Genomic DNA, 23,817 nt, shown 5'->3' on the forward strand with positions numbered 1-23,817 from the left:
TGTGGACCAAGACCGCCGACCAAATCCTGGACAGCATCGCCAACTACTGCCGACGAATTAACGACTCAGGACACTAGCGAACGCACAGCAGCTGCGCTCGGATCAGCTTGGCAGCAGGCGTTTTTTCTGCTCTTCGAACTCCTGCTGCGTCAAAATCCCCGCATCGCGCAGCGATGCGAGTTCGCGCAATTCTGCGGCGATGCTCGTGATCGGTCCCCCGGCGACAACCTGCGGCGCTGCCGGCTCCTTCGCCTGTTCCTTGGCCGGGTCGCGCTTCGCCTTGCCGGCGTCGGCGGCCCGGGCCCGCTCGCGGCCCGAGGCGCCGCCCGTACCGGCCATTGCGCGCCCGGCCATGCTCGCCACGGCCATCTCGCCGAACAGGCTCCCGGCGCCACCGGGCGCGGCCGCGGCCGCGGCGGCGGCTTCGACGCCGGCACCGGCACTGGTGGCCGGCAGCACCAAGGCGGCCGGCCGGATCGCCGGTGCGGCCGCCGTCCAGCCGGGAGGCACCGACAAGCCGCCGACCGTGTTGGCCTGACCCAGACCCGCGGACGCCAAAGTTCCGAAGCCGCCCGCCGGGTTGGTGATGACCGGGAACGGCGTGGGAGGCACCGCGCCCGTTCCGGGCCAGGACTGCACCCCGGCCCAGCCGCTGACGATGTCGTCGGTGTGGAAACCGGTCAGCGCGCCGGCGATGTCGAAGGGCAGGGCGATCGTGGCCGAGGGTGCGTCGACGCCCATCCCGACCACGCTGCCCGGGGCATCCAGAAGAATCGTGATGAGATCGGCCGATACGTCGAGCAGGCCCGTCGCCGACGGCGGGTCAAGGGCGGCGGCGTTCGGACCGAATGCCGCGCCGTTCAGCAGGTTGGGTACCGCGGAAAACGATTGCTGGGCCACGGCGTTGCGGGTGCCCCCGGCCGCCGTGCCGGTGGCCTGGGCCACCGCCTCGGACTGCGGGACGTCCGAGTTGGTGGTCCGGTCCGGTTGGGCGAATGGCGTCAGCCGCGTCGCCGCGGCTGTAGTGCCCGCGTAACCGAACATGGCCGCGGTGTCTCGCGCCCACATCTCGGCGTACTCCGCCTCTGTCGTGGCTATCGCGGGCGTGTTCTGCCCCAGAATGTTGGTGGCGACGAGCGTCGCCAGCAGGGTGCGGTTGGCCGTGACCACCGGCGGCGGCACCGTCTCGGCGAACGCCGTCTCGTAGGCGAACGCCGCGGTTCTGGCGTGGTTCGCGGCCTCTTCGGCCTGGGCGCCGGTGGTCCTCATCCACTCCAGGTAGGGGGTGATCGCTGCCACCATGGACGCCGCGGACGGCCCGACCCACGGGCCGGAGGTCAGGGCCGTGATCTCGGCCTCATACGACGTCGCCGTCGACTGCAGCGCGGCGGCCAGCTCGTCCCAGGCCATCGCGGCGGCCAGCATCGGTCCCGACCCCGGACCGGCGTACATCCGCGCGGAGTTAACCTCCGGCGGTAGTATCGCGAAGTCCATGTCGTTCTTCTCCGGTTGCCTTCATGACCGCGAGGGCCTCGAACGCGCTCGATGCGCGTCGTATGGGGATAGCCAGCCGAGCAGCAAACAAATCGCGTTCCCTCCGGTGCTGCCAGTGCCACGAACCAAAACAACCGAATGAGACCGTCCCCAGCGTTAGCGGACCGGCCTCACGGGTTGCAGCTGCCCCCGCGTCAACGAATACAGCGAAATTGTTGCCGCGCGGGTTAACGATAGGTTACCTGCACATGACAGCAGAAACCCGCAAGGGTTCTGCTCGCATTGCGCGAATCCCTCAGGCAATCCTGAACGGGACTGCGCGGGGCCGCGCCCACCGCGCCGCGGTGGGCGCGTACAGGGTAACCGCCGGCAAAAGGCGTGGTCAGCGCGCTACGCGCGCGTCCATCGAGTCGGGCGGGGGCAATTCTGCTTGGATCTGTTTGCATCCCCGCGAGTGAGGTCTGTTGATGAGATTTGTGCTGGCCGGCTACGGCAGCCGCGGCGACGTCGAGCCCTGTGTCGCCGTCGCCCGCGAACTGCACTGTCGAGGACACGACGTCGTCATTGCGGTGCCGCCCGACAAGCTCGGCGTGGCCGAATCGGTGGGGCTGGCGGCGGTCCCGTACGGGCCCGACAGTCGCGAGCAGGTCAACATGGCCACCGCGTTCGTCCGCACTGTGCACAACCCGACGAGCGTGTTGCCGCAAGTCATCGAGCGAGTCACCTCGGTGTGGACCGGCAAGAGCGAGACGCTGGCCTCGTTGGCGGCGGGCGCCGACCTGCTGGTGGCCGGGATGAACGAGCAGCGGCTCGCCGCCAATGTCGGACAACATCTCGGCATCCCGCTGGCCGCGCTGCACTTCTTTCCCGCCGAGACGCTGGAACTCGGCCGGCTGCAGTCGGACGTCGTCAGCGCGGCCGAAGGTGCGCAGCGCCGAGCCTTCGGTCTGCCCGACACATCGCCGGCGCGATCGCCCCTGGAGATTCAGACCTACGACGAGCTGTTGGCGCCCGAGCTGGCAAGGCAATGGGCCGGCTCGGGACACCGCCGGCCCTTCGTCGGCTCGCTGACCCTCGGACTGCCCACCGACGTCGATAACGAGGTGTTGTCCTGGATAACCGACGGGACGCCGCCGATCTATTTCGGATTCGGCAGCACGCCAGTTACCTCCCCCGCCGAGACGGTGGCCGTGATCGGCGCGGCCTGCGCACAGATAGGCGAGCGTGCGTTGATTTGCAGCGGCCCAAACGATTTCACCAATATCCCGCCCGCGGCCCACATAAAGATCGTGGAAGCGGTGAATCACGCCGCAGTCTTTCCGGCGTGCCGTGCGATCGTGCACCACGGCGGGGCCGGCACCACCGCCGCGGGCATGCGGGCGGGCGTGCCCATGCTGATCCTCTGGCTCTGGCTCGATCAACCGATCTGGGCCGAAGCGGTCGGCAAGCTGGAAATCGGGGTGGGACGGGCGTTCTCGGCCTCCACCCTGGACTCGCTGGTCGCCGACCTGCGCTCGGTGCGCTCCGCGCTTTACCTCAGCCGAGCCAGGCAGGTCGCCACCCGGGTGAGCAAACCCGCCGAAAGCGTCGCGGCGGCGGCCGACCTTCTCGAAGGCGCCGCCCGGTCAGCGTAGCCGGAGGGCCAGTTCGTCTTCAGCGGTGGTGCAAAGGCCGGCGGTCGTGTAGAAGGTTCTGGTGCAGGATCCGCCGAATGCGTCGTTCGACCCGCTGATGTTGCGCGAAGCGATGATCAGGCGGCTGTATCGGCGCTTGTCGGCCGAGGGCCACATCAGGGTGCCGGCGGTGCCGGCCCTCATCGACGAGTACGTCCAGCTCTGCGGCAACGTCTGCGCCACGCTGGGAGTCTGGTACACCGCCGAGAACTCCGCAAGGTTGCGGGCCGCGCTGGAAGTCGAGTTGGCGAAGGCCTTCAAGGCCTCGCCGCGCTCGGAGGTACTGATCTCGTACCAGGCCCCGTTCGGGATCGACGTGAATTTCCGGGTGCAAGCCGATTGGCGCACGATCGAGGCCGACTACGACCAGTGGGTGCAATTCCGCCCGCCGCCGCTGTTCGGAACCGCGCCCGATGCACGCGTGCTGGCGCTGGCGGCGGAGGCGGCCGATCCTTCGGCCTATCGGGTGCTGGACGTCGGCGCGGGAACCGGACGCAACGCGCTGGCCCTGGCCCGGCGCGGGCATCCGGTCGATGCTGTCGAGATGACCGCCAAGTTCGCAGAGGTGATCGTTGCCGAAGCCGCCGGAGAATCGTTGAGTGTGAACGTTATTCAAAGCGATGTCTTCACGGCGATGGAGGGCGTACGCGGGCGGTATCAGCTGATGGTGCTCTCGGAGGTGGTGTCCGACTTCCGGACGCCGCGCGAGTTACGCGGCATGTTCGAACTCGCCATTGATTGTCTGGCGCAGGGGGGACGGCTGGTTTTCAACACCTTCCTGGCCCGCGACGGCTATGTTCCCGACGACGCGGCGGTGCAATTCAGTCAGCAATGCAACAGCATGATTTTCACCCGCGACGAGGTGGCCGCGGCGGCGGCCGGCCTGCCTCTCGATCCGATCGCCGACGACTCCGCCTACGAGTACGAAAAGGCCCGTTCAGCTTCGGACGCCTGGCCGCCCACGGAATGGTTCGAGGGATGGGCCGGCGGCCTCGATGTGTTCGACGTCGAGCGTGACGACTCACCAATCGAGTTGCGCTGGCTCGTCTTTGAGAAGACGGGCTGAATACGGCGCCCGTCTACGCGGTCAGATCCCGGGTGGCCGGCCCCTCCAGCAAGGTGCCGTCGGGCGCGAACCGCGACCCGTGCAGTGGGCACTCCCACGCCTTGTCGGCGTCGTTCCAATTCACGATCCCACCCAGGTGTGGGCACACCGGCGAGACACGATGCTCGGTCCCGTCGACGCGGCAGCGCGCCTCCAAACGCCATGGCGGGCCGCTCACCACGCCGCCCTCCCCGTTGACGGGGCTGCGGCGGTGCGTCCGTATCGCCGGGGTGATCCAGCCCTTCGTCAGATTGAAGCCGACCTCCAGGTTGGCCTGCAGGGCCGTCGTCAACCCCGACAGCTCGTGCGGACTCCAGCTGGCGAACGCGCGGGCCCAATCCATCCGCCCGCCCAGGATGCGGCTCGACAGCGCCAGCGCCGCGGCGGCCCCGTTGGTCATGCCCCACTTGTTGAATCCCGTTGCAACAAAGATGCTTTCGGTGTTCGGCAGGATCGGTCCCACATAGGGCAGATGGTCGATGGGCGTGTAGTCCTGCGCCGACCAGAAGTGGGTCTGCACGGCACCCGGGTAGTGCTTGCGCGCCCATGCCGATAGCTCGTCCAGCGCCTGGGACGGACTCTTCTCGCGCCCCACGGTATGACCGGCCCCGCCCACGATCAGCCTTTCCCCGTCCGCGACCGGGGCGTAGCGCACCGAACGGGTCGGCGAATCGGTGGAGATCATCATCGGCCGGGTGACGTTGCCCGGAACCTTGAAGGCCAGGCAGTAGGACCGGCTGGGCTTCACCCGCGCGAAATAACCGCCGCGATCCAGGATCGGGATGCCGGTGGCAAGCACCAGCTGGCCGGCCTGCAGCTCGACGTCGCGCTCGGCGGCATCGTTGACCTGCACGCGCACCTGCTTGCCGCGCCAGGAGACCCGCCGCACCCGGGTGTGCTCGACCAGCCGTCCACCGCGGTCGAGTAGCTCGACGACCAGCGAGTCGAGGAATGACATCGGGTTGAACTGCGCCTGGTCGGCCAGCCGCACCCCGCCGTGATACGCGAACGGCACGTCGGCGTCGTCGTCCCATACCGCCGGCAGGCCCACCGCCTGACACGCGGCCAGTTCGGCGCGCGCCGACGGTACGCCCCGCACGGACTGGGCGTAGGTGTAGGCGTCCTCGCGCTGCACCGCCAGACCCTTGGCCTCGCAGTGGCCCAGCACCCACTCCTGGCCTTCGCGGTTACCGTCGACGTATGCGCGCGTCACGTCGCGCCCGTGCCGCGGCAGCACCTTGGAGAGCTGACTGCCCTGCAGCAGGCTGATTTTGGCGGTGGTGTTCCCGGTCGCGCACGCTCCCACCGTGCGCGCCTCCAACACCAACACGTCCTTGCCGGCGCGGGCCAGCAGGACCGCCGTCATCAGGCCGGTGATGCCGGCGCCCACGACGATGACATCGGCCGACGAGGAACCTTGGTCAAGCTGGCTTGCGGTCCAGGGCTGTTCGGTTCGTTCTGTCATCCACAAAGAGGTCACGGCATTGCTGATACCCCGGCCCGGCCTGAGGAAACCCGCCGGCGGGCTCACGCCCGCTTCAGCCGCGCTTTGGCCTGTCGCACCGATTCCGCGGCGGCTCGGCTGACCCGGCGTGCCTCGTCGTAGTCCTGCTCGGCGGTGCCGAGTTCCCGTTCGGCCGCCCGCAACGCCCGCGCCGCTTCGTTCCGGCGCCGGCGGCCGGCGTCCCGGTCGGCTTGTCGCTGCGACAACGCGTCATCGGCCTCGGCTTTGACGCGCTCCGCGGTGTCGACGGCCGCGCGCAGTTTCTCTCGCCGTTGGCGTTGCGCCTTGGCGTCCGCCGACTGCCTCGCGGGCCGTTTCCGCGCCGAGGTGCCCGGCCGCTTCGCCGGTTCGCTCTGAGTATCCACCGATTCCGGCACCGCATCGCCGAAGGCGCCGAAGCCCGACCACTGCTCGGGCCGGGTCAACCGGCCCAAGCGCGCCCCGATCTGCGGGTCGGCGATGGCGGCCTGCAGCGTGCTGGTCAGGTCTTCGCGCACGGCCGCCGACGGTTGCTTTAGACCGGCCGCGTCGAGCGCCTTGCGGGTGAGTTCGTCGATGAGCCTGCGTTGCTGGGCCGTCAGGTCTCGGATCCGACCGCCATCCATCGCCGCGTGCGCGGCGCGCAGCCGCTCCCCGACGTCGGCGAGCCGCTGCCGGGTGTCCGCGTGCCGCAGCGCCAGCCGGTTGAGAATCCACGCGGCCGTCGTCGGCTTGTTGGCAGCGGAAATCCGTTTCGCCGCGGCGGTATCGCCGCGCTGCTTGGCCGCGGCGGCCAATCTGGTGCGTTGCGCGGTGAACTCCTTCGGCGCCACGTCATAGAGGCTGTCGAGTTCGTCATCGGCCATGAAGCCATGATCTCTCGCGAAAGCCGCTTGCGGGCACGCGCGCCGCCCGGCGGTTTAAAGACCGCATGTCGCGGGATACCTCATCTACACAATCGGCTTCGCCGGGCAGAATTTTTCAAGCCTGTGAGAACCAGAAAGCAGGGATTCGGCAGCTTCATGATGTCCAAGAACAGCGATCAGCTCGTCGGCCGGATCCTCCGGGTGAGCCGGCCTCGCCGACTCTTGCTTGCGGTGTGCGTGATCGTCGCCGCGATGGCCGCGATATACGTTGCGTCGACCACACATTGCCCGGGCGGCCACTGCGGTCCAACTGCACCCGCGAAAACCGCTGGGCCGGCCCAGATAACGATCACTCCTGGCCCCGACTCGCGCGACGTCGACCCGGTCGCCCCGGTCACGGTCAAAGCCGAGAACGGAACCCTGACCGGTGTCGAGATGGTCAACGAGAGCGGCAAACCGATCGAGGGCGTCATGACCCCCGACACCACCGTGTGGAAGCCGACCGTCCCGCTGGGCTACGGACGCACCTATACCCTGACGGTCACCAGCAGTGGTGTCAGTGGTGTTGCGGCCAAGCAGGTTTCGTCATTCTCCACGCTGAAGCCGTCCAACCAGACCAAGGTGTCGTTCACCGGCACGTCGGAGGCCGCGTTGCGCGACGGCGGCACGTACGGCGTCGGAACGGTGATCGTGGCGCACTTCGACGAGAAGATCGCGGATCGGGCCGCCGCCGAGCGACAGCTGTCGGTGACCACCGACCCGAAGGTCGACGGATCCTGGTACTGGGTCGACGACCAGAACGCTCATTGGCGACCCGAGCACTACTACGCGCCCGGCACGACCGTCACCGCCGAGGCGAAGATCTACGGAATAGCGTTGGGCGACGGCCTGTTCGGGCAGGACGACACCAAGGTGTCGTTTCGGATCGGCGATGCACACGTCTCGATCGCCGATGACGCCACCCACCAGGTCAGCGTCTTCGACAGCGGAGCCCTGGTGCGCACGATGCCGACCAGCATGGGAATGGGCGGCACCGAAGAGGTCGGCGGCAAGACGATCTCGCTGTGGACGCCCCCGGGCGTCTACACCGTGCTGGACAAGGGCAATCCCGTCATCATGGACTCGTCGACCTTCGGGCTGCCCAAGAACTCCAGGCTCGGCTATCGCGAGACCATCAACTGGGCCACCAAGATCAGCAGCGACGGCATATATCTGCACGAACTCGACGCGACGGTGTGGGCCCAGGGCCACCGCGACACGTCGCACGGCTGCTTGAACCTCAACGCCGAAAACGCGAAGTGGTTCTTCGATTTTTCGGTGCCGGGCGACGTCGTCGAGGTCCGCAACAGCGGCGGACCGCCGCTGACGTTGGCGCAAAACGGCGACTGGACCCTCGGCTGGGACGTGTGGCGCAAGGGCAGCGCCCTGAAACCCACCTGAGCGGCGGGTGACCCAGCTCATTGGCCACCCGCATTTGTGCCCCACTTCACAACAAAGTCTTGACTGGGTCCAGATAAGTGCGTCATATTGGTGGCGTGTCATCGACGGCCGATTACGCGAACAGGTTGCGAATGGCCGATCTGCGGGTGACCCGGCCCAGGGTCGCCGTGCTGGAAGCCGTTGCCGCCAATCCGCACGCCGACACCGAGACGATCTTCTCGGCGGTTCGGGTTGGCCTGCCCGACGTTTCGCGGCAAGCCGTGTATGACGTGCTCAATGCGCTGACCACCGTGGGTCTGGTTCGGCGCATCCAGCCCCTGGGCATGGTCGCCCGTTACGAATCGCGCGTCGGTGACAACCATCACCACGTCGTGTGCCGGTCCTGCGGGATCATCGCCGACGTCGACTGTGCCGTCGGTGACGCTCCCTGCCTCACCCCGTTCGACGACAACAACGTTTTAGATGGCTTCGTCCTCGACGAGGCCGAGGTCATCTACTGGGGCCTGTGCCCCGATTGTTCGACTGCAGGTTCCTAATCGCAGCCCAACCAACCCTCCACCGGAAAGGAATGCTGTGTCATCCGATATCTCCCAAGGCCGTCCGCCGCACGACGACAGCAAGACGGCTAGTACCAGCGAAAGCGAAAACCCGGCAATCCCTTCGCCGAAGCCGAAATCGCATGCGCCGCTTACCAACCGGGATTGGTGGCCCGACCAGATCGACATAGCGACGCTGCACCCGAACAACCCTCAGGCGAGCCCGTTCGGGCAGGACTTCGACTACGCCGCGGAGTTCGCCAAGCTCGACGTCGAGGAGCTCAAGCGCGACATGTTCTCGCTGATGACCACCTCACAGGACTGGTGGCCCGCCGACTACGGCCACTACGGCGGCCTGTTCATCCGCATGAGCTGGCACGCCGCGGGCACCTATCGCATCTTCGACGGCCGCGGCGGCGGCGGGCAGGGCCTGCAGCGCTTCGCCCCGCTCAACAGCTGGCCGGACAACGCGAGCCTGGACAAGGCCCGCCGGCTGCTGTGGCCGATCAAGAAGAAATACGGCAACAAGATCTCATGGGCCGATTTGATCATCTTCGCCGGCAACTGCGCCCTGGAGTCGATGGGTTTCAAGACGTTCGGATTCGGCTTCGGCCGTGAGGACGTCTGGGCACCCGAAGAGATCCTATGGGGCGAGGAGGACGCCTGGCTGGGCACCGACAAGCGCTACTCCGGTGAGCGCGACCTCGCCCAGCCCTATGGTGCTACCACCATGGGTCTGATCTACGTCAATCCCGAAGGGCCCGAAGGCAAACCGGATCCTGTCGCTGCCGCAATCGACATCCGCGAGACCTTCGGCCGGATGGCGATGAACGACGAGGAGACCGCCGCGCTGATCGTCGGGGGTCACAGCTTCGGCAAGACCCACGGCGCCGGCGACGCCGAACTGGTCGGTCCCGAGCCCGAGGCCGCCCCGATCGAACAGCAGGGGCTTGGCTGGAAGAGCTCGTATGGCACCGGCAAGGGCAAGGACGCGATCACCAGCGGGCTGGAAGTGGTGTGGACGCCCACCCCGACGAAATGGGACAACTCCTTCCTGGAGACGCTGTACGGCTACGAGTGGGAGCTCACCAAGAGTCCGGCCGGCGCCTGGCAGTTCGTGGCCAAGGACGGCGCCGGTTCCGGCACCATCCCGGACCCGTTCGACGGGCCGGGCCGCACCCCCACGATGCTGGTCACCGACATCGCGTTGCGGGAGTCGCCCATCTACCGCGACATCACGCGACGCTGGTTGGACCACCCCGAAGAGCTGGCCGATGCCTTCGCCAAGGCCTGGTACAAGCTGCTGCACCGCGACATGGGCCCCATCACCCGCTACCTGGGTCCGTGGGTTGCCGAACCGCAGTTGTGGCAGGACCCGGTTCCGGCCGTCGACCACGAGCTGGTCGATGAGAACGACATCGCCGCGCTGAAGAGCAAGGTGCTCGAGTCCGGGTTGTCGGTCCCGCAGTTGGTCAAGACGGCCTGGTCGGCGGCGTCCAGCTACCGGCGGACCGACAAGCGGGGCGGGGCGAACGGGGCGCGGTTGCGTCTCGAGCCGCAGCGCAGCTGGGAGGTCAACGAGCCCTCCGAGCTGAACAGGGTGCTGCCGGCGCTAGAGAAGATCCAGCAGGACTTCAACGCCTCGGCGACCGGCGGCAAGAAGGTCTCGCTGGCCGACGTAATCGTGCTGGCCGGCTCGGCGGCGGTCGAGAAGGCGGCCAAGGACGCCGGCTACGAGATCTCGGTGCACTTCGCGCCGGGCCGTACCGACGCCACTCAGGAGAACACCGACGTGGAGTCGTTCGCGGTGCTCGAACCGCGGGCCGACGGGTTCCGCAATTACATCCGTCCCGGCGAAAAGGCGCCCCTCGAGCAGCTGCTGCAGGAGCGGGCCTACCTGCTGGGGGTGTCGGGCCCGGAGTTGACGGTGCTCGTGGGTGGTCTGCGTGCCCTCGGCGCCAACCACGGCGGCACCAAGCACGGCGTGTTCACCGACCGACCGGGCGCGTTGACGAACGACTTCTTCGTCAACCTGCTCGACATGGGCACCGAGTGGAAGGCGTCGGAGACGGCCGAGAACGTCTACGAGGGCCACGACCGGGCGTCCGGCGAGCTCAAGTGGACCGCCACCGCGAACGACCTTGTCTTCGGGTCGAACTCGGTGCTGCGCGCATTGGCCGAGGTCTACGCCCAGGACGACGCCCACGGCAAGTTCGTCGAGGACTTCGTCGCCGCGTGGGTGAAGGTGATGAACAACGACCGGTTCGACCTGAAGTAACACCGGGCCATTGATGAGAACGGCACCCCGCGAGCCATCCGCTCGCGGGGTGCCGCGCCTTCACGCCTTGGTCAGCGCACGATTTGGTCAGCGACTCGATTGGTCAGCGATCCAGGTCCCACTGCCCGAAGTCGGCAGCGAGGACATCGTCGACGTCGACGTTGATGCCGCCGAGCAGCGGCCCCGGATTTCCCGGGCTGTTGACGACCGTTTGGTAGAGCACCGCCGCGGGTTCGCGCTCGCCGTGCGACCACGACCTCGTCTGCCACGCCCACTGGTGCCCGGCACTGGTGGACGGCCCGATGACGCCGTCCCTGATCGCCCACCCGCACGCCCGGGCATGCCCGTAGATGCCCGTGCGGCCCACGCCCAACACCGAGTTGATGCCTCGAAACCATTGGACGGCAAGGCCATTCCAAGTATTGGAGTCGATGTCATCGTCGACGCTGAAAAAGATGGGGGCCGAGTTCGGCCCGCCCGCCGCCGAGTGCAGCTGCATGGCCGTATGAGCATCGGCCACGCCGCCGTCGTAGCCGCGGGTGAGGTCCGACGGGTCCGGCCAACCGGGCTTGCCGTATTGGAAGTTGCTGACGATATGCAGCCCCGCCGCGCGTAGCGCATCGGCGTAATCCCGGGTCAGCGGCTTGGCCTCGAAGTTGGCGCCCGGCCTCGACTCCGACACGTAATTGACCACGCCGTCATAGCCCGCCGACTTGATCTCGTCCGGTGCGATCCTGCGCTCGGCGAAATCGATCAGCTTCATGCCGGCCGCCGAGGCCTTCGGCTCGTCGAGGCTCGCGGTTACTGCGCCCAGGCTCAGCACGGCCGGCGCCACGACGGCGGCGCCGGCATATCTGAGGACCTCGCGCCTCGAAGGCGACCGCCGATCGCCGCGTCCACTCGGTCCGGCCGAATACCGCACCGCGCGATGGTAACAAAAGGGCCGGGCCTTCTTCCGAGCGATCTTGGCCGGTCAGCGCCGATCAACCGGGGCGCCTCGCGTTGGGAACCGACCGGTCGGCAAGATCGCGGACACCGACCAGTGGCATGATCTTTGCGTGTCGGACATCCCGGAAGCCACCTGCGCGAGGGACGGTGGATTTCCGGCTCGTTGCGCACAATTAGGTGATCGAACTATAGTCTGGACACATGTCCAGTTTGCTGTTGCGGAGTTCGGGAGTCCGTTGACCGCGATGTATTCGGCGCCATTCCGCGGTCATTTTCCAGCACAGAAGAGTTGAGTATGCGAATAGCCCTGCTGTCCTACCGTAGTAAGACCCATTGCGGCGGACAGGGCGTCTACGTGCGCCATTTGAGCCACGGCCTGGTGGAACTCGGTCACGACGTCGAGGTGTTTTCCGGCCAGCCCTATCCCGACCTGCTCGATCCGCGGGTCCGGCTCACCGAAGTGCCCAGCCTCGACCTCTACCGGGAACCCGACCCGTTCCGGGTACCGCGGCCCAGCGAGATCCGCGACTCGATCGACCTCAGGGAACTGCTCACCACGTGGACAGCGGGCTTTCCGGAACCGCGAACGTTCACGATGCGGGCCGCGCGGCTACTTGCCCAGCGCACAGGCGATTTCGACGTCGTGCATGACAACCAGAGCCTGGGCACCGGACTGCTGCGCATCGCCGAGGCGGGACTTCCCGTGGTGGCCACCGTGCATCACCCGATCACCCGCGACCGCGTGCTGGATCTGGCGGCCGCGCGATGGTGGCGAAAACCGTTGGTGCGCCGCTGGTATGGGTTCTTGGACATGCAGCAAGAGGTCGCCCGACACATCCCCGACCTGTTGACGGTGTCCTCGTCGTCGGCCTCCGACATCATCGCCGACTTCGGCGTCGCGCCGGAGCAACTTCACGTCGTGCCGCTGGGTGTGAACACCGAACTGTTCAAACCGGGATCGGGACCCCGCGAGCCCGGCCGGATCATCGCTATCGCCAGTGCCGATACCCCGCTCAAGGGCGTTCGCACCCTGCTACAAGCGGTCGCCCGGCTGCGCACCGTGCGTGATCTCGAGTTGCGGTTGGTTGCCAAGGTGGAGCTCAACGGCCCGACCCACAAACTCATCGCCGAACTCGGAATCTCCGACATCGTGCACATCACCAGCGGGCTGTCCGACGCCGAGCTGGCCGCCCTGTTCGCCTCCGCGGAAATAGCCTGCATTCCGTCGCTCTACGAAGGCTTTTCGCTGCCCGCCGTGGAGGCCATGGCCAGCGGAACCCCGATCGTCGCCAGCCGGGTCGGCGCCCTGCCGGAAGTCCTTGGAGCGGACGGTTCCTGCGCCGAACTGGTGCCGCCCGCCGACGTGGATGCGCTGACCCAGGCGCTGGGTGAACTCTTGGACTCCCCGGAAAAGCGCCGCAGCCTGGGCAAGGCGGGACGAACCCGCGCTGTCGATGTGTTCAGCTGGGAAGCCGTGGCCGCACAGACCGTTCGGGTCTACGAGCGGGCGATCGCGCGCAACGCGCAGAGCGGAGCGCCATGCTGACAATCGATTTCGACCGGCTCAGGATCGGGCCGTCGAGCAAGGTCATCGACGTGGGATGCGGAGCCGGCCGGCACGCGTTCGAAGCGTATCGCCGCGGCGCCGACGTCGTCGCCTTCGATCGCGACGAGGCCGAATTGTGTTCGGTGGACACCATTCTGCGCGCGATGGCCGAGACCGGCGAAGCGCCCGCCGGCGCCTCGGCGAAGGTGGTCGTCGGTGACGCGCTGAAGTTGCCCTACGCCGACGAGACGTTCGACTGCGTCATCGCGTCGGAGATTTTAGAGCACATTCCCCACGACGACGCGGCGATCGCCGAGCTGATCAGGGTGCTCAAAGTCGGTGGCACGCTGGCGGTCAGCGTGCCGCGGTGGCTACCCGAACGGGTGTGCTGGTTGCTGTCCGACGAATACCATGCCAACGAGGGTGGCCACGTACGCATCTACCGGGCCAACGAATTGCGCGGCAAGATTTCCGGCGGCGGAATGAAATTGACCCATACCCATCATGCCCATGCGCTGCACTCCCCCTTCTGGTGGCTCAAATGCGCCGTGGGTGTGCAGAACACCGAGCACCGCGCGGTGACCGCCTACCACAAGCTTTTGGTCTGGGACTTGATGCAGCGGCCCAAAATCACCCAGCTGGCGGAATCGCTGCTCAATCCCCTGGTGGGCAAAAGCGTAGCGATGTACTTCGTCAAGCCGCAGGAGGCGAAAAGCCAGGCGACTGAAGGATATTCAGTTGCATCGGTCTAATCCGCCAGCCGTTCCAGGGGTGTTGACTCCCGAGCAATGCCGGCAGACCGCGCTTTCCATCGCCGCCACGCAGGAATCAACGGGCGCCATCCCGTGGTCCGACGGCGGGCACACCGATCCGTGGGACCACATCGAATGCGCGATGGCGCTGACCACCGCCGGGCTGCTGGAGCCGGCGCGGGCCGCCTTCGAGTGGAGCCGGCACACCCAACGCCCCGATGGCTCTTGGCCCATTCAGTTCCGGGCGGGGGTCATCGAAGACGCCAACAGCGACAGCAATTTCTGTGCCTACATCGGCGCCGGGGTGTGGCACCACGTGCTGGTCACCGGCGACGAGTCATTCGCGGCCGAGATGTGGCCGGTGGTTCGCAAAGCGATCGACTTCGTCATCGACATGCAGGTCGGGTACGGCGAGATCGGTTGGGCCCGAAGCGAAGCCGGTGTGCTGCCGGAGGCCCTGCTGACCGGGTGCTCGAGCATCTACCACAGCATCCGCTGTGCGCTTGCCCTGGCCGCGTTGGTCGGCGATCCGCAGCCGGAGTGGGAGCTGGCGCTCGGCCGCCTGGGACACGCCATCTGCGCGCATCCCGAAGCGTTCACCGAAAAGGACCGCTACTCGATGGACTGGTACTACCCCGTCCTCGGCAGCGCCCTGCGTGGTCCGGCGGCGGCCGCGCGCATCAAGCAGCGTTGGGATGCCTTCGTGGTGGACGGCCTGGGCATTCGGTGCGTGGGCGATCGCCCGTGGGTGACGGGTGCCGAAACGTGCGAGCTGGTGATGGCGCTGGATGCTATCGGACAACACTCCGACGCCCACCGGCAGTTCGCCGCGATGCAGCACCTGCGCGAGGACGACGGATCTTATTGGACGGGACTGGTTTTCGCGGACGGGAAGCGGTGGCCGGAGGAGCGCACCACCTGGACGGGCGCGGCGATGATCTTGGCGGCGGACGCCCTGTCGAACACCACCGCGGGCGCGGGCATCTTTCGCGGCGACGAGCTGCCGGTGGGTCTGCAGACCGATTTCGACTGCGAATGCGTGGTCACCGGCCCGGGCCGGTAACCCGCACCCGCGCTAGACCCGCTCCCCCGGCTGACCGCCGACACGTTCGAGCAGCCGCAACGATCCGGTGGCCGATACCTCCCGGAACTGTCCGGAATCGAGTGCGCGGCAGTAGATGTAGTAGGGCGGCCGCCCGCCATCCTTCGGGTCGGGAAACACGTCGTGGATGACCAGCGCCCCGCCGGGCGCAACCCACTGGGCCCAGCCGTCGAAGTCCTGGTTGGCGGCGGCTTCGCTGTGGCCGCCGTCGATGAACAGGAATTGCAGCGGCGCGCGCCATGCCCGCGCCACCAGCGGTGACTTCCCGACGATCGCGACGACATGGTCGTCCAAACGGGCGGCGTCGAGCGCCCGGCGAAACGTCGGCAGCGTGTCGAACAAGCCCGTCACCTCGTCCACCATCGACGCGTCGTGATACTCCCACCCGGCCTGGTGCTCCTCGGACCCGTGGTGGTGGTCGATCGTGTAGAGCACGCTGCCGGTTTGTTGCGCCGCAGCGCCCAGCAGAAGGGTGGATTTGCCGCAGTACGTGCCGATCTCGACGCCCAGACCGCCACCGAGATACCGCAAGGCGGCGTCGTACAGCGCGCGCCCCTCGTCGGCCGGCATGAACCCTTGCACCTGCTCGGCCAGCGCGAACAATCGCTCGGGCGCACCCGCGTCGACGTGACTCATCAGCTGAACCTATCGCCTCGCTCGACGCCGCCGGCACCATGGTCGATGTTCGCGCTCAGCGATCAGCAGAGCTCGGTTCACCGGCTGCCCAGCGGCCGGAGCGGCTTCGCTTTACCATCATGGGCGTGCGCGCCTTACTTATCGGAAAATTTGCTGGTGTCGGTCTCGCCGCGGTTGTGGCCGCGGCCGCCGTGTTGCTGCCCGCCGCGGTGGTGCCGCCCGGGGCGCCGGGGGCGGCGCCGCCGGCCGCGGCCGCGAACTGTCCGCCGATACAGGTGGTGTTCGCCCGGGGGCGTAACGAGGCCGCCGGCCCGGGCGTGCTGGGCAATGCGTTCATCAGCGCCCTGCGATCCAAGGTGAATAGGACCGTGGGCGTATACGCCGTGCGATATCCCGCCGACACCGAGGTCGCGCAGGGCGCCAACGACATGAGCCACCACATCCAGGACATGGTCAACAACTGCCCCGACACCCGGCTGGTGCTGGGCGGCTATTCGCTGGGCGCGGCGGTCACCGACGTCGTGCTGGCGGCCCCCATCGGTGCGTTCGGCTTCGACAGCCCGCTGCCGCCGGGCGCCGACCAGCACGTCGCCGCCGTCGCCCTATTCGGCAATGGCAGCCAGTGGGTGGGTCCGATCACCAACTTCAATCCCATCTACAACGACCGGACCATCGAGTTGTGCCACGGTGCCGATCCCGTCTGCAACCCGGCCGACCCGAACACCTGGAAGGAAAACTGGCCACAGCATCTCGCCGGGGCCTACATCGACGCCGGCATGGCCAACCAGGCGGCCGACTTCGTCGCCAGCAAGCTCTGAGCCAGAGGCTGGCGCGCCTACCGCAGGTTGGTGGGGTTGAGGTCCTCGGGCATCTGCTGTCCGGCGTCCTCGTAGGCCTTCTTGATCGCGGCCATCGCCGGCGCACCGTAATCGCGTTTCTTCGCGACCACCATGTCATAACTGGCGCGCAGCGAATCCATCTGGCCGCGGAATTCGGGAATCACGTAGCGGCCCATCAATTCGTAGCTGCGCAGCGTGGCCTCGCGGTCCGCCCAATCCCCGGCCAGCACCAGGAAGCCTCCGAATCCGCCGGTGATGTTCTGCAGCCGGTGCAGCGCCTCGATCATGTCGTCGGGCGTGCCCACGATGGCGGCGTCCTCTTCGATCTCCTGCTCGAGCGTGTAGTCGTTCTTCAGCCCGGCGACCCGCTTGAAGTACCCGACGCGTTCGGCCTCCCGCCCCTCGATCACCTCGGCCTTGGCCTGTTCGCGGGTGTGCGCGAGATGGGCCCGGATCACCAGGCGCCATTCGTCGCGGCGCAGTTGCTTGCCGCTTTCGGCGGCGGCCTTCTCGCCCAGTGCCCAGTGCGCCGCCAAGTCCTTCTTGCCGCCGATCAGCCCGGCGCCCAACGACAGCACGCCCACGCCGTGCGTGCCGGCGGCCGTCATGCCTGACGGCGAGGTGCTGGACGCGACGGCGATCGGCATGGACCCGTTGACCGGAAGCATCTGCAGCCGAGCCTCATTCAGGGTGAACCAGTCGCTGTGATGGGTGACGACCTCACCGGCCAGCAGCCGGATGATCACACCCAGGGCCTCGTTCATCCGTGGGCGCTGCGTGCTGGGGTCGATCCCCATCATCGTGGCGTCGGAGATGAGTGCCCCGGGTCCCACGCCAAGCATCGCCCGGCCGTGCGTCAGGTAGTCGAGCTGCACGAATCGGTCGGCCACCATCATCGGGTGGTGATACGGCAGGCTGACCACCCCGGAACCGAGCTTGATGCGCCGGGTCCGTTGCCCGGCGACCGCCAGAAACATCGCCGGGTCGGCGATGTTCTCCCATGCCGCCGAGTGGTGCTCACCCACCCACGCTTCGTCGAAGCCCCACCGGTCGCACCACTCGATGAGCTCGAGGTCGCGCTCGTAGGTGGTCAGCGGGCTCTCGCGGACCGGGTGGTAGGGGGCGATGAATGTTCCGAACCTCAACATGCCGTCCAGCTCCTATGATCTACATCAACGTTCATGTTCAAGCAGACTCTCAGGGGGCGCCTCAATGCTCGATCCCGCCGCATACCGCACCATCGACGTCGTCGTGGACAGCGCGACCGCCGTCGCGGTGCTGACGCTGAACCGGCCTGACAAGGCCAACGCCGTCGACGACGTGATGCATTCGGAGCTGTCGCGGGTGTTCGCGGCGGCCCAAGACGACGTCCGGGTGCGCGCCGTCGTGCTGACCGGGGCGGGCCGGACCTTCTCCGCCGGCGGCGACGAGTCCAGCGATCGCCAGTACGCGCCCAGTTCGGGACGGACCCCGATCGAGGAGGCTCGCCACATCGTCGACGACATCGTCGGACTGACCAAGCCGCTGGTCGCCGCGGTCAACGGCCACGCGATCGGACTGGGCGCGGTGCTGGCGACCCTGGCCGACGTCTCCTACGTCTCGGAGCGGGCGAAACTCGGTGACCTGCATGTGCACGCCGCGCTGCCGGCGGGCAACGGGGCGGCGGTGATCTGGCCACTGCTCGTCGGACTCAACCGCGCCAAATACCTGCTGATGACGGGCGAAATTTTCACCGCGGCAGAGGCCGAACGCTTCGGGCTGGTTACCCGCGTTGTCCCGCCGGCCGACGTGGTGCCCTCGGCGCTGGCGATGGCGCAACGACTCGCCGCGCTGGCTCCCCAGGCGGTGCAGGGCACCAAGGCCGCGGTGAATCGGCTGCTCGCGATGGCCTCGGGCGCGGTCTTGCCGTTCTCCCTCGCCCTGGAGGCGGCCGCCATGGACCACGACGACTTTCGCGCCGCGATGGCGAAGTTGGGCCGCGCGTGAGGCATGCATCAGTAGGGACGCTAAGACCCTGCCGAGGATTTGTCAACGTCAACGTTCACGTTGACGAGCGTGCTGATCCTCAGGTCAGGTCCCCGGATGGCGTATTTTTGACAACGCGACACCCGCACACCAGGAGGCCGACGATTCCAAACGCACGCCGGCAGAGCGACAACGCTCGGCGCCGCCACGAGCGGCGCAGCGCCGACCGCCGCGCGTCGAACGAGCGGTGGCAGACCATCCTCAAAGGTGCCGCGGAAGTCTTTCGTCGCGAGGGGTTCGCCCGCGCTCGGCTCGAGGACGTCGCCGTCGAGGTGGGCATCAATCGCGCCTCGCTGTATTACTACGTGGGCACCAAAGAGGAATTGCTGGTCGCGCTCATCGAACAGCCGGCCTACGAGATGACCCGGCACTGCCGCGAAGCGCTCGAATCGGATGCGCCGCCCGAGCAGAAGTTGCGTCGCGCGCTGGACTCCTACATCAGCGACCTGGCCACCTATCCCGAGCTTTTCCTGCTGTTCGGCGAAAGTCAGCACATCGCAACCATTCCCGAGGCGCAGGGCATCGTCACCAACGCCGACGCCTACGGCAAGACGCTGCTGGCGATCATCGAAGAGGGGGTGGCCGGGGGCGCGTTCCGCTCGGATCTCGATCCGCGGCTGGCCATGCTTGGAATTCTGGGCATGCACAACTGGATCCACCGTTGGTATGTCCCCGGTGGGCGCAACTCGCTGATCCAGATCGGCGACGCCTTTGCGGCCATGGTGCTGTCCGGGCTGCGCCCCTGACCGCGGACTGTACGCAATTACATGATTCGTGCGGCTACGAACTGCGTTGACGCGGTGACAGAACCTAGGATTGAATGCAATCTGCAGTATCGCCCCGATCCGAGCCGCCGCCGAGAGGAGACGCAATGCCGCGTCTGAACCCGATCCCGCGCGATGAAGTCACCGACGAATTCACGCTGAAGATGTATGACTTCATGTTCGGCGACCGTGACCCGGTGGCCGAGCCGGGCACGGTCGGCGGCACGCCGGGCAACTGGTGGACGGTGATGGCGCAATCTCCCGCCGCGCTGCGCCACGCCGTGCGCGGCTTTCGCCTCTACCGCGAAGAGGTCTCCATACGCGCCGATCACCGCGAGCTGGGCCAGATCCGGGCGGGCTGGGTGGTCGGAAGCCAGTTCGTCTTCTCCCAACACTGCAAGGCGTGTCGGTCGGCGGGCTTGTCCGAGGAGAAGATCGAGGCCATCCCGTCCTGGCAGACGGCGGACTGTTTTGATCGGACCGAGCGGCTGCTGCTGGCCTACACGGATTGCCTTGCGGGACAGCACGGCCGGGTGCCCGAGCGGCTGATGACCGAGCTGCGGGAAGTCTTCAGCGACACCGAGATCCTCGAATTCACCTACACCACAACCATGTACGTGATGCACGCGATCATGTCCCGGGCATTGCGGCTGGAATTCGATGACGTCGACGATCCGACCGTCGAGGTCGTCGACCCTGAAGGCGGCGGTGTGCTTGACATCGGCGCCGCGACCTCCGGGCGTGACTGAGGTGAGCGAGATGGACGGCCGCTCTCAGCTGGCGTACCGGCTGATCAGGCGTGCCATCGCCGAGGGCGAGTTCGAGCCGGGCTCTCGCCTGGTCGAACAACGCATCGGAGAGATGTTCGACCTGTCCCGCACTCCCGTACGAGAAGCGTTGCGGGCCTTGGCCGCCGACGGCTTGGTCACCATCGAGCGCAATCGCGGTGCCATCGTCGCGACCATGTCCGAGACCGACATCCGTGACCAGTATGAGCTGCGTGCCCGGTTGGAGTCGCTGGCCGCCGAACGCGCCGCGACCCGGATGGGTGATGACGGCATCGCGGCACTGGACGCCGCGATCACCGAGTTCGACCACGGCATCGAGCTGGTATCGGGCGGCTCGGTCGACGCCGGCCTGCGCCGCGTCACCGCGGCCAACGGCGCCTTTCATCAGGCCATCGTGGTGGGCGCCCAGCATCGGCGGCTATCCGCGCTGCTGGAACACGCTGTCGATATCCCCCTGGTGTACCAGGTTTTTCGGCACCAGACGCGCGAGGAGCGTGAGCGGTCGAATCTGTTCCACCGCATGGTGCGCGACGCGATCGCGGCGGGAGAACCGTTGCGCGCCGGCGCGCTGATGGCCGAGCACATCCTGCAGGGCCGCGATTCGCTGCTGTCGCTGAGTTCGCAGCGGGATCGCGAGACCGAGACGCACGCTTCGTGACCGTCGGCCTGGGCGAACGGTTCCGCCTAGACGGCCGCGTCGCCGTCGTGACCGGCGCAACGTCCGAATTGGGGCTGGCGATCGCGCGAGCGCTCGGGGCGGCGGGCGGGCGAATCGCGTTGGCAAGCCGGCGCCTCGATGAGCTCGACGCGCGCTGCGCCGAGCTGCGCGACGACGGCATCGACGCGGCGGCCTTCCGGGCGGACGTGAGCGATCCCCATTCGTGCGCGGCGGCAACGGATCTGATCATCGATCGGTTCGGCGGCGTGGACGTGTTGGTCAATAACGCCGGCGTGGGCACGGCCGCACCGGCGACGCGCGAAGACCCGGAGCAGTTCCGGCGCACCCTCGAGGTCAACTTGATGGGCGCCTACTGGATGAGCCAGGCGTGCGGGCGATCGATGCGGCCCGGCTCGTCCGTGGTGATGATCAGCAGCATCCTGGGGCTTACCACGACCACACTGCCGCAGGCGGGCTATGTGTCGAGCAAGGCGGGACTGCTGGGACTCACCCGCGACCTGGCCCGCCAGTGGACCGGCCGCAAGGGCATCCGGGTCAATGCCGTGGCGCCGGGATTCTTGTCGACCGGGCTGACCGAACTCACCCCGGACGGGTTCAACGACGACTTCGTCGCCACCCGGGTGCCGGCGGCGCGGTTGGGTGAACCCGACGAGGTCGCCGCTGCGGTGCTGTTCCTCGCCAGTCCGGCGGCCTCATTCGTCAGCGGTGCCGTGCTGCCCGTTGACGGCGGTGCCCTGGTCACCTGACCGGCGAGCGAACAGCAGGCCGCGCAGGTGTTCGGTGACGGCGGGGTCGATCATTTCCGGCTCGTAGAGCAGATCCGGCGGAAAGTACAGGACGATCTCGTCGATGCCCACCTGCTGCCAGCCGGCCACCCATTCGTCGAACGCCTGCACCGACGACCAGATCGGGTCCGGTGTGGTGGCCGGGCTGCCGGCCAGAATCTGCCGGCGGATGGTCGAGGGGTCGCGTCCGGATTCGGCGCAGAATTCGTCCAGGGTGGCCGAGCGCCGTGCGGTGAGCTCCAGCAGATGCCGCGACGACAACCCCCAGCCGCCGAACGAGCTCCAGATATCGCCGAACCGGGCCGCCAGTTGCAGGCTCGAACGGGCGTGCGCGGCAACGCAAATCGGGGGCCGGGGTCGCTGCAGTGGTGGGGGCCGCAACCGAAAATCACTGGCCCGGTAGTGAGCGCCGGAGAAGTCGACCGGTTCGGCGCGCAGCAGCGCATCGATCAACTCGACCGCTTCGGCGAATCGTTTCGCGCGTTCCTCGCGCGGCCAGCGTGCGCCGCCGACGAGTTCGTGGTCGGTGGGGGCATATCCGGCGCCGAGGCCCAATTGCAGCCGCCCGCCCGACATGTTCTCGATGGTGAGGGCCTGGCGGGCCAGCATCACCGGGTGTCGCAGGACGACGTTGGATACCAGCGGCCCGAGCAGGATCCGGCGGGTGCAGTTGGCCAGGCCGGCCAGCGTGGTGAAAGCTTCGAACCAATTCGACCTGGGCGCTTGCGGATTGGCGCCATGATCGTCGATCCACAAGCTGCGAAAACCCATCTCCTCGGCCCGTTCGCAGCGGTCCACGAGCGTGGCCCAGGAGACATTGGGGAACAGCAGCGCCCCGAAGTCGGTCACCGGCCCGCGGGCAGGGTTTCGGTGTGGGCTTCGTTCGCGGCGCGGCGACGCGCGTCGCGCTCTTCGAGGAACTGCTGTGTGGCACCGACGATCGCGTTGGTGATGTTGCCCATCAACGTTTCCCGGTGGAAGATCGTCCAGTCACGGCTGCGCTCCAGCGGCTCGATGCAATCCTGGAACACCGGCATGACGTAGCGGCTGATCATCTCGTAGGAGCGCAGCGTGGCCTCGCGGTTGGCCCATTCATGTGCCATCAACAGATAGGTGCCGAAGCCGCCGGATTGCTTTTCAAGCCGGCGCAGCTGCTCGATCGCCATGTCGGGTGTGCCGATCACGCCCACGCCGGTCTCATTGACGGCGGCCACGATGTCGTCACCGGGGTCGAAATCGCCCAAAATCGGTATCGCGCCGACGTTTTGGAAGTAGTCGACCCACTGCGCCAGACCCACCTCGACATCCTTGCGGGCCTGTTCCACGGATTCGGCGATGTGCATCGGCCCGCACATCCGCCAGCCCTGACGGCTCACCGTGGTCCCGTGCGCGGCGGCGGTTTCGGTTGCGGTGCGCCAGTTGCGGGCCAGCGCTTCGAAGGCCTTCTTCTGGGTGGCCGCGATCGAGAGCAGGCCGATGCCGAACTTGCCCGCGGCCACCGGCCCGGACGGCGACGCCGTCACCGCCACGCTGACCTCGATGTTGGGCTTGCTGTACGGGCGCAACTGTAGCCGGGCGTCGCGCAGCGTGAACCAGTCGGTCTGCCGGTTCACCGGTGCTTCGTCGCGCCACAGTTCGAGCACCGCGTCCAGGGATTCGAGCATCATGTCGCGCTGACGGGTGGTCTCGATGCCCATCATGTAGGCGTCCCCGGGCAACGCGCCCGGGCCGACGCCGACGATCAGGCGCCCGCGGGTCAGGTGGTCGAGTTGCACCATGCGGTCGGCGAAGATGAACGGGTGGTGATACGGCAACGAGGCCACCCCGGTGCCCAGCCGGATGCGCTTGGTGCGGGCCGCGGCCGTCGCGATCATCAGGTCCGGCGCGCCGATGATTTCCGTTCCGCCGGAGTGGTGTTCGCCGAACCACGCCTCCTCGTAGCCGAGATCCTCGACGGCTTCGACTAACTGCAGGTCACGCTCGAAAGCGAGCGTCGGATTGTCGCCGACCATGTGGTACGGCGCGATGAAGACACCAAAGCGCATAGGTTGAATCTACGTCTACGTTCACGTTCATGC

Annotated in this window: 23 protein-coding genes; 14 read left to right on the top strand and 9 right to left on the bottom strand. The window is 67.4% G+C overall.

What is annotated here, in order from left to right; genetic code table 11:
- Window positions 1-102: 102 nt before the first annotated feature.
- Window positions 103-1,494, bottom strand: coding sequence for a PPE family protein, SVP subgroup (locus BST14_RS11050; RefSeq protein WP_083064556.1), 1,392 nt, complete (start codon window positions 1,492-1,494; stop codon window positions 103-105).
- A gap of 467 nt (window positions 1,495-1,961) precedes the next feature.
- On the opposite strand from BST14_RS11050, the gene BST14_RS11055 reads away from it, so the two are divergent.
- Window positions 1,962-3,128, top strand: coding sequence for a glycosyltransferase (locus BST14_RS11055; RefSeq protein ID WP_083064557.1), 1,167 nt, complete (start codon window positions 1,962-1,964; stop codon window positions 3,126-3,128).
- Here the strand turns inward: BST14_RS11055 and BST14_RS30880 are convergent.
- Entirely contained in the window at window positions 3,120-3,350 is a 231-nt protein-coding gene (locus BST14_RS30880) for a hypothetical protein (RefSeq protein WP_245845376.1), read from the bottom strand. The two genes, BST14_RS11055 and BST14_RS30880, sit on opposite strands and share 9 nt — an antisense overlap.
- Between BST14_RS30880 and BST14_RS11060 the strand changes: the two genes are divergently transcribed.
- Entirely contained in the window at window positions 3,241-4,233 is a 993-nt protein-coding gene (locus BST14_RS11060; RefSeq protein ID WP_245845370.1) for a class I SAM-dependent methyltransferase, read from the top strand. The genes BST14_RS30880 and BST14_RS11060 overlap by 110 nt on opposite strands.
- Window positions 4,234-4,246: 13 nt before the next feature.
- Here BST14_RS11060 and BST14_RS11065 read toward each other — a convergent pair whose 3' ends face one another.
- Window positions 4,247-5,737 carry an FAD-dependent oxidoreductase gene (locus BST14_RS11065; protein ID WP_083064613.1) on the bottom strand — a complete coding sequence of 497 codons (1,491 nt, stop codon included), beginning with the start codon at window positions 5,735-5,737 and terminating at the stop codon, window positions 4,247-4,249.
- A 62-nt stretch (window positions 5,738-5,799) separates the two neighbouring features.
- Window positions 5,800-6,621, bottom strand: a complete 822-nt coding sequence (locus BST14_RS11070; RefSeq protein WP_083064559.1) for a hypothetical protein — start codon at window positions 6,619-6,621, stop codon at window positions 5,800-5,802.
- Between the two features lie 156 nt (window positions 6,622-6,777).
- Here BST14_RS11070 and BST14_RS11075 point away from each other — a divergent pair, with 156 nt between their 5' ends.
- From BST14_RS11075 to katG, 3 genes are all read left to right on the top strand, one after another.
- Window positions 6,778-8,061, top strand: a complete 1,284-nt coding sequence (locus BST14_RS11075) for a L,D-transpeptidase (RefSeq protein WP_083064614.1) — start codon at window positions 6,778-6,780, stop codon at window positions 8,059-8,061.
- A gap of 95 nt (window positions 8,062-8,156) precedes the next feature.
- Window positions 8,157-8,597, top strand: a complete 441-nt coding sequence (locus BST14_RS11080) for a Fur family transcriptional regulator (RefSeq protein WP_169926075.1) — start codon at window positions 8,157-8,159, stop codon at window positions 8,595-8,597.
- Between the two features lie 37 nt (window positions 8,598-8,634).
- The gene (gene katG, locus BST14_RS11085; protein WP_083064561.1) at window positions 8,635-10,875 is read left to right on the top strand and encodes a catalase/peroxidase HPI; all 2,241 of its coding nucleotides are present in this window, start codon (window positions 8,635-8,637) and stop codon (window positions 10,873-10,875) included.
- 103 nt (window positions 10,876-10,978) lie between these two features.
- Here katG and BST14_RS11090 read toward each other — a convergent pair whose 3' ends face one another.
- Window positions 10,979-11,797 carry a DUF1906 domain-containing protein gene (locus BST14_RS11090; RefSeq protein WP_083064562.1) on the bottom strand — a complete coding sequence of 273 codons (819 nt, stop codon included), beginning with the start codon at window positions 11,795-11,797 and terminating at the stop codon, window positions 10,979-10,981.
- A gap of 321 nt (window positions 11,798-12,118) precedes the next feature.
- Between BST14_RS11090 and manT the strand changes: the two genes are divergently transcribed.
- From manT to mmpH, 3 genes are read left to right on the top strand one after another with little or no spacing between them, the layout of a single operon-like run.
- Window positions 12,119-13,369 carry an MMP alpha-(1->4)-mannosyltransferase gene (gene manT / locus BST14_RS11095; RefSeq protein ID WP_083064563.1) on the top strand — a complete coding sequence of 417 codons (1,251 nt, stop codon included), beginning with the start codon at window positions 12,119-12,121 and terminating at the stop codon, window positions 13,367-13,369.
- The gene (locus BST14_RS11100; RefSeq protein WP_083064564.1) at window positions 13,363-14,121 is read left to right on the top strand and encodes a class I SAM-dependent methyltransferase; all 759 of its coding nucleotides are present in this window, start codon (window positions 13,363-13,365) and stop codon (window positions 14,119-14,121) included. Before manT ends, BST14_RS11100 begins: the two co-directional genes overlap by 7 nt.
- Window positions 14,108-15,184: an MMP endo-(1,4)-3-O-methyl-alpha-D-mannosidase gene (gene mmpH / locus BST14_RS11105; RefSeq protein ID WP_083064565.1), complete on the top strand. Its 1,077-nt coding sequence runs from the start codon at window positions 14,108-14,110 to the stop codon at window positions 15,182-15,184. Before BST14_RS11100 ends, mmpH begins: the two co-directional genes overlap by 14 nt.
- 12 nt (window positions 15,185-15,196) lie before the next feature.
- On the opposite strand, the gene BST14_RS11110 is transcribed toward mmpH, so the two are convergent.
- The gene (locus tag BST14_RS11110) at window positions 15,197-15,859 is read right to left on the bottom strand and encodes a class I SAM-dependent methyltransferase (protein ID WP_083064566.1); all 663 of its coding nucleotides are present in this window, start codon (window positions 15,857-15,859) and stop codon (window positions 15,197-15,199) included.
- A 119-nt stretch (window positions 15,860-15,978) separates the two neighbouring features.
- Between BST14_RS11110 and BST14_RS11115 the strand changes: the two genes are divergently transcribed.
- A complete protein-coding gene (locus BST14_RS11115; RefSeq protein WP_211280705.1) occupies window positions 15,979-16,677 on the top strand; it encodes a cutinase family protein in 699 nt (232 codons plus the stop codon).
- Window positions 16,678-16,694: 17 nt separating this feature from the next.
- On the opposite strand, the gene BST14_RS11120 is transcribed toward BST14_RS11115, so the two are convergent.
- Window positions 16,695-17,846, bottom strand: a complete 1,152-nt coding sequence (locus BST14_RS11120) for an LLM class flavin-dependent oxidoreductase (RefSeq protein ID WP_083064568.1) — start codon at window positions 17,844-17,846, stop codon at window positions 16,695-16,697.
- 64 nt (window positions 17,847-17,910) lie between these two features.
- Here BST14_RS11120 and BST14_RS11125 point away from each other — a divergent pair, with 64 nt between their 5' ends.
- The 5 genes from BST14_RS11125 to BST14_RS11145 all read left to right on the top strand — a co-directional run bounded on the left by BST14_RS11125 (window position 17,911) and on the right by BST14_RS11145 (window position 21,700).
- Window positions 17,911-18,684: an enoyl-CoA hydratase/isomerase family protein gene (locus BST14_RS11125; RefSeq protein WP_083064569.1), complete on the top strand. Its 774-nt coding sequence runs from the start codon at window positions 17,911-17,913 to the stop codon at window positions 18,682-18,684.
- A 107-nt stretch (window positions 18,685-18,791) separates the two neighbouring features.
- Entirely contained in the window at window positions 18,792-19,469 is a 678-nt protein-coding gene (locus BST14_RS11130; protein ID WP_245845369.1) for a TetR/AcrR family transcriptional regulator, read from the top strand.
- A gap of 125 nt (window positions 19,470-19,594) precedes the next feature.
- Window positions 19,595-20,236, top strand: coding sequence for a carboxymuconolactone decarboxylase family protein (locus tag BST14_RS11135; RefSeq protein WP_083064570.1), 642 nt, complete (start codon window positions 19,595-19,597; stop codon window positions 20,234-20,236).
- The gene (locus BST14_RS11140) at window positions 20,229-20,933 is read left to right on the top strand and encodes a GntR family transcriptional regulator (protein WP_158085864.1); all 705 of its coding nucleotides are present in this window, start codon (window positions 20,229-20,231) and stop codon (window positions 20,931-20,933) included. Before BST14_RS11135 ends, BST14_RS11140 begins: the two co-directional genes overlap by 8 nt.
- Complete coding sequence (locus tag BST14_RS11145) at window positions 20,930-21,700, top strand: SDR family NAD(P)-dependent oxidoreductase (RefSeq protein ID WP_083064572.1); 771 nt, start codon at window positions 20,930-20,932, stop codon at window positions 21,698-21,700. Before BST14_RS11140 ends, BST14_RS11145 begins: the two co-directional genes overlap by 4 nt.
- On the opposite strand, the gene BST14_RS11150 is transcribed toward BST14_RS11145, so the two are convergent.
- A complete protein-coding gene (locus BST14_RS11150; RefSeq protein WP_083064573.1) occupies window positions 21,647-22,588 on the bottom strand; it encodes an LLM class flavin-dependent oxidoreductase in 942 nt (313 codons plus the stop codon). The genes BST14_RS11145 and BST14_RS11150 overlap by 54 nt on opposite strands.
- On the bottom strand, window positions 22,585-23,784 hold the full coding sequence (locus BST14_RS11155) for an LLM class flavin-dependent oxidoreductase (protein WP_083064574.1): 1,200 nt from the start codon (window positions 23,782-23,784) through the stop codon (window positions 22,585-22,587). The genes BST14_RS11150 and BST14_RS11155 overlap by 4 nt, the downstream gene beginning before the upstream one ends.
- Between the last annotated feature and the right edge of the window lie 33 nt (window positions 23,785-23,817).

This window comes from Mycobacterium arosiense ATCC BAA-1401 = DSM 45069 (genome assembly GCF_002086125.1).
Lineage (GTDB): Bacteria > Actinomycetota > Actinomycetes > Mycobacteriales > Mycobacteriaceae > Mycobacterium > Mycobacterium arosiense.

Bases quoted from the DNA above. Each gene is read 5' to 3' on its own strand.
- BST14_RS11050 (WP_083064556.1), bottom strand. From the start codon at position 1,494: ATGGACTTCGCGATACTACCGCCGGAGGTTAACTCCGCGCGGATGTAC.
- BST14_RS11055 (WP_083064557.1), top strand. From the start codon at position 1,962: ATGAGATTTGTGCTGGCCGGCTACGGCAGCCGCGGCGACGTCGAGCCC.
- BST14_RS11060 (WP_245845370.1), top strand. From the start codon at position 3,241: ATGATCAGGCGGCTGTATCGGCGCTTGTCGGCCGAGGGCCACATCAGG.
- BST14_RS11065 (WP_083064613.1), bottom strand. From the start codon at position 5,737: ATGACAGAACGAACCGAACAGCCCTGGACCGCAAGCCAGCTTGACCAA.
- BST14_RS11070 (WP_083064559.1), bottom strand. From the start codon at position 6,621: ATGGCCGATGACGAACTCGACAGCCTCTATGACGTGGCGCCGAAGGAG.
- BST14_RS11075 (WP_083064614.1), top strand. From the start codon at position 6,778: ATGATGTCCAAGAACAGCGATCAGCTCGTCGGCCGGATCCTCCGGGTG.
- manT (WP_083064563.1), top strand. From the start codon at position 12,119: ATGCGAATAGCCCTGCTGTCCTACCGTAGTAAGACCCATTGCGGCGGA.
- BST14_RS11100 (WP_083064564.1), top strand. From the start codon at position 13,363: ATGCTGACAATCGATTTCGACCGGCTCAGGATCGGGCCGTCGAGCAAG.
- BST14_RS11110 (WP_083064566.1), bottom strand. From the start codon at position 15,859: ATGAGTCACGTCGACGCGGGTGCGCCCGAGCGATTGTTCGCGCTGGCC.
- BST14_RS11115 (WP_211280705.1), top strand. From the start codon at position 15,979: ATGGGCGTGCGCGCCTTACTTATCGGAAAATTTGCTGGTGTCGGTCTC.
- BST14_RS11120 (WP_083064568.1), bottom strand. From the start codon at position 17,846: ATGTTGAGGTTCGGAACATTCATCGCCCCCTACCACCCGGTCCGCGAG.
- BST14_RS11125 (WP_083064569.1), top strand. From the start codon at position 17,911: ATGCTCGATCCCGCCGCATACCGCACCATCGACGTCGTCGTGGACAGC.
- BST14_RS11135 (WP_083064570.1), top strand. From the start codon at position 19,595: ATGCCGCGTCTGAACCCGATCCCGCGCGATGAAGTCACCGACGAATTC.
- BST14_RS11155 (WP_083064574.1), bottom strand. From the start codon at position 23,784: ATGCGCTTTGGTGTCTTCATCGCGCCGTACCACATGGTCGGCGACAAT.